Annotated in this window: 6 protein-coding genes; 3 read left to right on the top strand and 3 right to left on the bottom strand. The window is 54.5% G+C overall.

Annotated features, from left to right (window positions below; translation table 11 throughout):
• A partial coding sequence (locus QNK41_RS21975) for a response regulator (RefSeq protein WP_319261716.1) occupies positions 1-1,931 on the bottom strand: 1,931 nt, incomplete at its 3' end.
• A 329-nt stretch (positions 1,932-2,260) separates the two neighbouring features.
• Between QNK41_RS21975 and QNK41_RS21980 the strand changes: the two genes are divergently transcribed.
• The 3 genes from QNK41_RS21980 (at position 2,261) to QNK41_RS21990 (ending at position 6,523) form a co-directional block, all read left to right on the top strand.
• Entirely contained in the window at positions 2,261-3,280 is a 1,020-nt protein-coding gene (locus QNK41_RS21980) for a diguanylate cyclase (RefSeq protein ID WP_319261721.1), read from the top strand.
• Between the two features lie 230 nt (positions 3,281-3,510).
• Positions 3,511-5,598, top strand: coding sequence for an elongation factor G (fusA, locus tag QNK41_RS21985; protein ID WP_319261724.1), 2,088 nt, complete (start codon positions 3,511-3,513; stop codon positions 5,596-5,598).
• A 40-nt stretch (positions 5,599-5,638) separates the two neighbouring features.
• Positions 5,639-6,523 (top strand): AAA family ATPase, encoded by an 885-nt coding sequence (locus tag QNK41_RS21990; protein ID WP_319261727.1) that lies wholly within the window; start codon positions 5,639-5,641, stop codon positions 6,521-6,523.
• Positions 6,524-7,017: 494 nt separating this feature from the next.
• On the opposite strand, the gene QNK41_RS21995 is transcribed toward QNK41_RS21990, so the two are convergent.
• Both QNK41_RS21995 and QNK41_RS22000 read right to left on the bottom strand, forming a co-directional pair.
• Positions 7,018-8,265 carry a M48 family metallopeptidase gene (locus QNK41_RS21995; RefSeq protein ID WP_319261730.1) on the bottom strand — a complete coding sequence of 416 codons (1,248 nt, stop codon included), beginning with the start codon at positions 8,263-8,265 and terminating at the stop codon, positions 7,018-7,020.
• 126 nt (positions 8,266-8,391) lie between these two features.
• A partial coding sequence (locus QNK41_RS22000; protein WP_319261733.1) for an ABC transporter permease occupies positions 8,392-9,207 on the bottom strand: 816 nt, incomplete at its 5' end.

A 9,207-nucleotide genomic window follows, 5' to 3' on the forward strand; every position in this document is an offset into this window, starting at 1 on the left:
TCGGCCAGTTGATTCAGGTTGTACGGTTTTTGGATAAACCCGTCGCACCCTCGCTTGAGAATGGATTCAGCCTGCCCCTCGATACTGTAACCAGAGGAGAGGATCACACGGATGTCCGGTCGTAAGGATTTGATGCGGTCATAAACAATCTCCCCGCTCAGATCCGGCATTATCAAATCCAGGATCAGCAGGTTAATACGATCCTTGTTCTCATCGAACACGCGGAGGGCTTCTTTCCCACCGTTGGCGAGCAACACTTCGTAGCCGAGTTCATTGAGCATGGCCTTGTCTGCATTGAGGATGTATTCTTCATCGTCCACCACGAGAATGGTCCCCGACCCTTTTTCAGGACGTTTTCCAGAGGAAATGACCCGCGGCTTTTCCGCTTCCTTGGGCCTTTGAAGGATCCTTGCCGCGGGGAGATAGATGGAGAACGTGGTTCCCCTTCCCACTTGGCTGTCCACCGTGATAATGCCCTTGTGCTTTTTAATGATTCCAAATACGGAAGCCAGCCCTAAACCGGTGCCCTCGCCCATGGGTCGGGTGGTATAAAAGGGCTCGAATATCCGCTCAATACTTTTTTCGTCCATCCCCGATCCGGTGTCGGCCACGCTGATTTTCAGGTAACTTCCAGGGGCCAGGTTGTAGGGTTTGACAAAGGGATCATTCAAAATAATATTGGCTGTAGAAACCGTCAACGTCCCCCCGTTGAACATGGCATGCCAGGCGTTGACATATAGGTCCATCAAAGCCAGTTCGATCTGTGCGGCATTCGCTTCCGCCATGACCAGATCCTCTTCCAGATGCTGCTCGACATGAATTTCTTTTCTGGTCCGGGCAAACATACTGGAAGACTTTTCAACGATATCGTTGACATCCTCCAAACCCAGGGAATAGCGGCCGCCCTTGGCAAAGCTCAGCAGCTGACGGGTCAGTTTGGCGCCGCTGTCGATGCAGCGTTCGATGCCCGCGAGTTCATCGTACCCGGGATCACCCATCTTTTTATCCTGGATTAAAATGGAGACATTCCCCTGAATACCCATCAGCAGATTGTTGAAGTTATGGGCAATCCCCCCTGCCAGGTTGCCGATTGCATCCATGCGCCGGACATGTTGCAGTTGGTATTCCAGGTCGCGTTGGTCAGTGACATCGGTAATCAGCAGGATGGTCGTGTCCGCCTCCCCCTTCACCGGAAAGCTGCGTATGACAATCTGGCGCCCGTTAAGTTCCAGGGGACGGGATAGCCCAACCACCGGCATTTTTTTCGTGTCTCGATTCATCAGGGCGTCGATACGGCTCGTGAACACGTCGTCAAAGAGATTCTGGGGCTTGGCGGATAACAGGTTTTCTAAGGGGACGGCAAAAAGCTTCACTGCTGCGGAGTTGGCGTAAACCACGCGTCCGGTATACACTTCGATGATTCCCTCGTTCATGCTTTCCAAAATGGTTTCCAGGTGGCGGTTACGCCCCAGCAGTTCCTTGGTCATGCGCCGGGCATATACCGGGATGCCGTTGACCGAGGCAATGCCCACAATTCCGTGTTCTGAAGTAAACGTAGACGGATCATTGGAATCTTTAATGGCAGCCAGCACATGCTTGCCCATCTGGCCGAAAGGCCCCTTGGCGATGCAGGCATTCACACCTATTTTCCTGAAGTCCAGATCCATTTCAGCCACGGCGGCAGAGATGATCACCAGGTAGCAGTCCTTCATATGTTCCATGGTTCTGATGATCTGGCACAACTTGTCTCCGCCGATCTTTGGAATGATCAAGTCCACGAAAACAATATCCGGCTCGAAGGTGGTCAACAGGCTCAATGCACTCAGACCGTCTTCACAGGTTTTCACTTCATGACCTTCGCCATCCAGCAGATTGGACAGGAATTTTAAAATCATACGGTTGTCGTCGACCACCAGTATTTTCTTTTTCATGAATGTTTATCCTCTGTGTGTACCGCAGGGAGTGGAATCGGCAACTCAATTAACGGCATTGGACCGGAACGGCTTGATGGATAAAAGTCTTTCAGGTCAACCGATTATGCACAGGCAGCCGGTGACGGTCAAGCAAATTTTCACCGTGCCGAAACCGATGCCTGCACCGGTTTTTAATTGACAGTTTTTCTTTGTCCTTCTAAATAAAGGATCATATCCCGAAAATGGGAACCCGGGTCTGCCCGTTCGCATCTCGCCACCCGGGGTTGCGAACGGACACGCGACCCGCTGATGCACAACCGATCGATTTGCAGAAAGATAATCACGCCATGCGATATGATGATACCATTGATGATTCCCGGCAGTTTCTGCGCCTCACCCTGGAGCTGATCGGTAAACATGGTCTACCGACCGACCCGTTGAACTACTGCATCTGGTACGAGTATGCATCCGGGAGAAACGAAGCGCTTAACGCGGCCATAGACAAACATCTGGAAAGCAGCGGGGCCCTCACCGAGGAAATCAGTCGGCAGCTTTTCAACCAGCACATCGCCAACGGCACGGAAACGGTAACCGCCCTGGTTCGAGAAGAACTAAAAAGGGTTTTTTCCGAAATTATCAGTGCGATCACTACCACGAACCTGAATTTCTCAGCGTCCGAGAACAATTTAGAGACCATCCAAGAATCGCTGGTTCCCAGCTTGTCTGAGGCGGATGTGGATAAGATCGTCAGTCAGATCAAGCGTGAAATTAAAAGTCTGGAGTCCTCCAGCACATCCTTCAAGCAGCAGCTCCAGCAGGCGACACAGGAAATCGATGAGCTGAAAATAAAGATGGCGCGTTACCGGGATGAAGCGATCAAGGACCCGTTGACCCACATTGACAATCGCCGGGGATTTGAAAAAAAACTGAGGGAGGCCGCCGATCACGCCAGTATTTCCGATACGTCCCTATGCCTGATCATTGCCGATATCGATCGCTTTAAAAAAGTCAACGACACCCACGGCCATCTGGTGGGTGACAACGTCCTTCGAATGGTCGCTGCCACCATCAAGGACTCCATCAAGGGCAAGGATCTGGTCGCCCGAGTGGGTGGTGAGGAGTTTGCCATCCTGCTGCCAGACACGCCCTTTGACGGGGCCATGACATTGGCTGACAACATACGCCTCACCTTTGAGCGGCTCGACTTGAAAAAAAAGAACACCGGTGAGAACCTGGGAACGCTCACGCTTTCATTTGGCGTAGCGACATACAGGAAAGATGAGGCCACCGACGACTTTGTTCACCGGGCCGATGAGGCCCTGTACCGGTCCAAAAATGCAGGCAGGAACAAGGTAACCGGACTTTAGACGTTAATAAATGATGAACTCGTAAAAAGTCGCATTTCCGACGGATTCGTAAAAAGCCCGAGATCAAGGCTTGCGAATCCTGAGGAATGAGGCGTACTTACGGTACGCCGCAGTGACGAAGGGTGAAGCGTAACGCAGATATCGGGCTTTTTACGAATCCGTCAACACAAATAACACAAAGACCGAGCGCATCAACCGGTCAGGCACTGCGCTCACCAATCGAGGACATCATGGCAACACGCATCGAGAGAATCAGAAACATCGGCATCAGCGCTCATATCGATTCAGGCAAAACCACGATCACCGAGCGGATCCTGTTTTACACCAAGCGCATCCACGCCATCCACGACGTAAAGGGCAAGGATGGGGTGGGGGCAACCATGGATTCCATGGAGCTTGAAAAGGAGCGGGGGATCACCATCGCCTCCGCCGCCACCTACTGCGAGTGGAACAACCACGAAATCAATATCATCGACACGCCCGGCCATGTTGACTTTACCATCGAGGTGGAGCGCAGCCTGCGCGTTCTGGACGGCGCCATTCTTGTCCTCTGTTCGGTGGGCGGGGTTCAAAGCCAGTCGATTACCGTTGATCAGCAGATGAAGCGTTACAAGGTCCCATGCATTGCATTCATCAACAAATGCGATCGCAGCGGCGCCAATCCGTTTCGGGTGGTTACCCAGCTCAAGGAGAAGCTTGGCCACAACGCAGTGGCCATGCAGATCCCCGTGGGGCTCGAGGCGGATCATGAAGGCGTTGTGGATCTGGTGACCATGAAAGCCCTCTATTTTGACGGCGATAACGGCGAAACAATCCGTGTGGAGGAGATCCCGGAATCCCTTGTGGACCTGGCCATGGAGAAACGGGAAGCGCTCATCGATTCCGCTTCCATGTTTTCCGATGAACTGACCGATGCGGTCCTCGAAGAGACGCCCATACCGGCAGAGATGCTCGTCGATGCCATGCGCAAGGGAACCCTTGAACGCAAGATCACACCCGTATTCATGGGTTCCGCATATAAAAACAAAGCGGTTCAGCCGCTGCTGGATGCCGTCACCCAGCTGCTGCCCTGTCCGGCGGATGTGTCGAACCAGGCCCTGGACCTGGACCAGGATGAGGCACAGGTGACCCTGACCTCGGACGCCGCCAAGCCGACCGTGGCGCTGGCCTTCAAACTGGAGGACGGGCAATATGGTCAGCTCACCTATATTCGTGTCTACCAGGGCGCCCTGAAAAAAGGCGACACCGTGGTGAATGTGCGTACCGGCCGAAAGGTCAAGATCGGCCGTCTGGTGCGCATGCACGCCAACCAGATGGAAGATATTCCCGAAATCTCCGCCGGGTATATCGGCGCGTTGTTCGGCGTCGACTGTTCATCGGGGGACACCTTTACCGACCGCAGCGTCAACCTGACCATGACGTCCATGTACGTGCCGGAGCCGGTGATTTCCCTGGCCATTGTCCCCAAGGACAACAAGGCGGAAATCAACATGTCCAAGGCCCTAAACCGCTTTTCCAAGGAAGACCCCACCTTTCGCACCTACGTGAGCGAAGAAACCGGTGACACGATCATCTCCGGCATGGGAGAACTCCATCTGGAAGTCTATATCGAACGCATGCGCCGGGAGTATCAGGCCGAAGTGACCAGCGGCGCTCCCCGGGTGGCTTACCGGGAAACCATTACACGCCTGGCCGAGTTCAACTACATCCATAAGAAGCAAACCGGCGGTTCGGGCCAGTACGGCCGTGTGGCCGGTTTTATGGAACCGGTGGACGGGGAAGATTTTACCTTTGTCAACAAAGTCACCGGCGGATCCATTCCCACGCAGTTTATTGCGGCGTGTGAGAAGGGCTTCAGGAAATGCCTGGCCAAGGGGCCCAAAATGGAGTTTCCGGTCACCGGCGTCAAGGTGGTGATCAACGACGGCGCCTCCCACAGTGTGGACTCGTCGGAGATGGCATTCCAGGCTGCCGCCCGTGGTGCTTTTCTGGAGGGCTACATGAAAGCGGGGCCGGTGATTCACGAGCCGATCATGAAGGTGGCCGTGGAGACCCCTACCGAATTCCAGGGCGGGGTCATGGGGTCATTGAACCAGCGCCGCGGCATGATCGTCGGCTCCCAGGACGAGGGGCCCATGTGCGTCATCGAATCCCAGGTGCCCCTGGCAGAGATGTTCGGGTATGCGACGGTGCTGCGCTCCCTGACCCAGGGAAAAGCCCAGTTCACGATGGAATTTGCCACTTACCGGCAGGTCCCCCAGTCCATCTCGGAAGAGATCGCCAAAAAGCGTCAGGATGAGAAAAAGAATGTAGCTTGATCAGTGAATCCCCCGACAGGGTGTTAGCAGAAGGAGTGACATGGGTTCTGTGATCACGAAAGAAGATACAGACGAATGGAAAAATGCCCGGAAACGGGCTCAGGCACACGCATACGAATCCCCAGCCTTATCAGCCGCAGAGGGGCAAATTATTAAAAAGCCCCGGCAGATCAACAATCGGCGCACCAAGGCCAGGGTCATTAATTTGAAAGAAAGGAACCTGGATATGCTCAGAAACGATCTGATCCTCAGAAATCCGCTGAGGCTGATTGGCCACGAAAACGAAGCCATTGTTCCCCAGGGGGGCTTCGGGGCCGTATTGGCCCGGGCCGGCGTGGGTAAAACCGCCCTGATCGTTCAGGTGGCCCTCAATACCATGCTGCAGCAGAAAAATGTACTCCACGTGAGCCTGGACGACCCCGTTGACAAGGTGAACCTGTGGTACCAGGAGGTACTCAACAGCCTGGCCAGCCAGTACCACGTGCGGCAGATCAAGGAGTTGTGGGAATCCATCCAGATGCACCGGTTTATCATGACGTTCAAGGTGGAAGGATTCAGCGTACCCAAACTGGAAGAACGGGTCAAGGATCTCACCGAGCAGCAGATATTCAATCCCCACATGGTGATTATCGACGGCCTGCCATTTGATGAGCGCCTGAGAACCCCGCTGGAAGGACTGAAAGCCTTTTCAGAGAGTCATCGCCTTCACCTGTGGTTCACCGTCACCACGCATCGCCACGAAACGCCCGGTGCAGACGGTCTGCCGGTGCAGCTGTCAGCCGTTGGCGATCTGTTCGACGCCGCCATCGAGCTTCAGCCCGAAGGAAAAAAAATTCACATCCGCTGCTTAAAGGGCGGACCCGAGGATTCAGAAGGCTGCGACCAACTGCTGGATCCCTCAACCATGCTGATTCAGGAATCTTAGATTGGTTGAGTTGGTTGGTTCGTTAGGATCGTTAAGATCGTTTGGAACGAAACCCAGTTGACGGTTTCCGGTTACCGGTTGACGGTTGAAAAAACGGTTTAATTGGTCTCATTGGTTCGATTAGTTATTATCGTTGAGAGCGTTGGAACGAAACCCAGTTGACGGTTACCGGTTGACGGTTTTTTAACCGCAAGGCGTTAGGCGTAAGTCGCAAGGCGAAAGGCGATGCGGGTTTACAGTTTCCAGTTTCCGGTTCACGGCAAAATGGCTCATAGCTAATAAGCTGTTGAGCTGGTAGGTGAAAATCTAAAAGATGAAAAACAGTTCAATTGGTTGCCCTTCTTATCCTCGGATCTTCTGAGCTTCTGTCTCTTTTCATTTCACGCCCTCACGCCCTCTCGACCTCCCGGCTTTTCAGCTCACTGCTCACCCTTCACCGTCAACCGGAAACCGGAAACCGAGAACCGTAAACCCCCAATCCCCCAATCCCTCAATTAGTCAGTCCCTTGACCTCCGTCTTCAAGCGCCGCGACCCGCTGGAGTACCGGTGGATGAGAGTAGTTCAAGAAGACATAAAGCGGGTGGGGGGACAGATTGGACAGGTTGTTGAGGCTGAGTTTTTTCAGGGCATCCACCATGGGGCGGATTTTTCCGGTGGTGGCTGCGGCAAAACGGTCTGCCGCAAACTCATGCCGGCGGGACACCCAGTGACCGATCAGCCCTATAAAAAAGTCCACCGGCGCGTAGAGCAGGCCAAAGAACACCAATCCGGCGTGAACCGACGGTTGTTTTACGTAAAATGCTTCAACCAATGCCGGCGTGTGGATGATCAGGGACATGAGAAACAGCAGCATGCCGGTCTGCAGGATGCCCAGCGTCATCATCTTGAGAATGTGCCGCAGCTGGTAATGCCCCATTTCATGGGCCAGCACAGCTACCAGTTCGTCGGTGGTGTGCCCGGCGATGAGGGTGTCGAAGAGCACGATGCGCCGATGGCGGCCGAATCCCGTAAAAAAAGCATTGGATTTGGATGATCGTTTTGAACCGTCCATGACATAGATGTTGTCCAGGGAGAAATCGATGGCGCGGGCATAGGCCATGATGGCATCCTTCAGTTCGCCTGTTTCCAGAGGTTCGAACCGGTTGAACAGGGGCATGATCCAGGTGGGTGCAATAAACTGGACCACGATCATGAACAGGGTGACCAGGGCCCAGCACCAGATCCATGCGCTCGATCCGGCATACTGGAAAAAGGCCAGAACGCCGGCCAGCAGCGGGACGCCCAATATTATGGCCAGGAGCAGGGCCTTGAGCCGGTCCTTTATCCAGATGGCCGGGGTGGTTTGGTTGAATCCGAAACGCGCTTCGATCACAAAGGTGGCATAGAGACTGAATGGTTGGTCGACCAGGGTTTTCAATCCGGCAAGAACCCCTATGAATGCCAAACCCGTGGCCAGTGGCCCCCAGTCGAACGAGCGCGTCCAGGCGTCCACCAGGGCAAAACCGCCGCCAAACCAGAAGCCGATCAGCACCAGCAGATCCACGGCCGCGGCAATCTGTCCGAAACGGGTCTGGGTGCGCAGGTAGCTCTGCGCCTGTCGGTACTTCTCCGGGTCGAAAATAAGTTGAAATGATTTTGGTATTTCATCGGTGAGCGCCTTAAGGTTGAGCCGGTCGGCCACCCGATGAAGCAAAAAATCGGCGATGAGAAAAAAAAGAATGGTCCAGGCGATCCAGTTCATAGGAAAAGTTACCGCTGTTGGTTAGTTTAATTGGTTTTGTTGGTTTGATTGGTTGTTTTGTTGGAGGAGTCGGGAGTGAAGCTAACCAATTCAACCAACAAAACTAATCAACCAATTCAACCGGTTTTACCGCATCACCGCATCCGGGTCAGTGACGGCCGCCCGCCACGCCGGGACGATGGTAATCAGGGTGTAAGGCAGGACCGTCAGCCCGAACACCACCGCCAACTGATAGATGTCGAACGCCGGTGTCAGCCGGAAGTCGGGATACAGAATGGCCCACCCTTTGAGGGCGTGCTCGAACAGGGGCGCGTCGGCCATGAACACATGACCGTAGGCGGCGATGACGCCCAGTACGAATGCCGTCAGGCAGACCACCAGCCCTTCCCAGAATTTGAGCTGCAGAACATCGCCGGTGTCCCAGCCGATGCCCTTGAGGACACCGATCTCGAAGCGTTCACCAGCCGAAAGGCCGGTAGCCTTGTCCCAGGCGAAAATGAGAAAAGCCAGCAGGGTGCCACTCAACATGACAACGACGTACCCGCTGCGCCAGTCGAACAACGAGGCGTAGGTGCGCTGGATCTCCTCGCGCAGCACCGGGCGGGTATCGGGCAGTTGCTCGACAACCTTCCCGGCAATGGTCGGTGCTTCCTTTTCGTTGCGTATCGTGGCGGCCAGATCGGTAGCCAGTCCCTCGGCAATCCCGAAGATGCGGCGAAATGCAGGGGCGGTCATCAGGATCAGGTCCGATGAAACCAGGGCCGTGTCCGCCTCGAACTCGTCCAGAATCGCAAGAGAAATGGCGGATCCATCAAACGCCTTGATGAACAACCGGTTGTCCCGAATGCCGCTCCAGGTCCGCCGGACGCCCTCACCAATAATGACCTGATCGTCGGTCAGGGGGAACGCATCGGTGGCCATCACGGTAAAATTGGCCATGGA

Origin of the sequence: Desulfosarcina sp. (assembly GCF_033791525.1) — a bacterium.
Lineage (GTDB): Bacteria > Desulfobacterota > Desulfobacteria > Desulfobacterales > Desulfosarcinaceae > Desulfosarcina.

What these genes read in the sequence shown, in the direction of transcription:
- QNK41_RS21995 (WP_319261730.1), bottom strand. Translation starts at nt 8,265, where the DNA reads ATGAACTGGATCGCCTGGACCATTCTTTTTTTTCTCATCGCCGATTTT.
- fusA (WP_319261724.1), top strand. Translation starts at nt 3,511, where the DNA reads ATGGCAACACGCATCGAGAGAATCAGAAACATCGGCATCAGCGCTCAT.
- QNK41_RS21980 (WP_319261721.1), top strand. Translation starts at nt 2,261, where the DNA reads ATGCGATATGATGATACCATTGATGATTCCCGGCAGTTTCTGCGCCTC.
- QNK41_RS21990 (WP_319261727.1), top strand. Translation starts at nt 5,639, where the DNA reads ATGGGTTCTGTGATCACGAAAGAAGATACAGACGAATGGAAAAATGCC.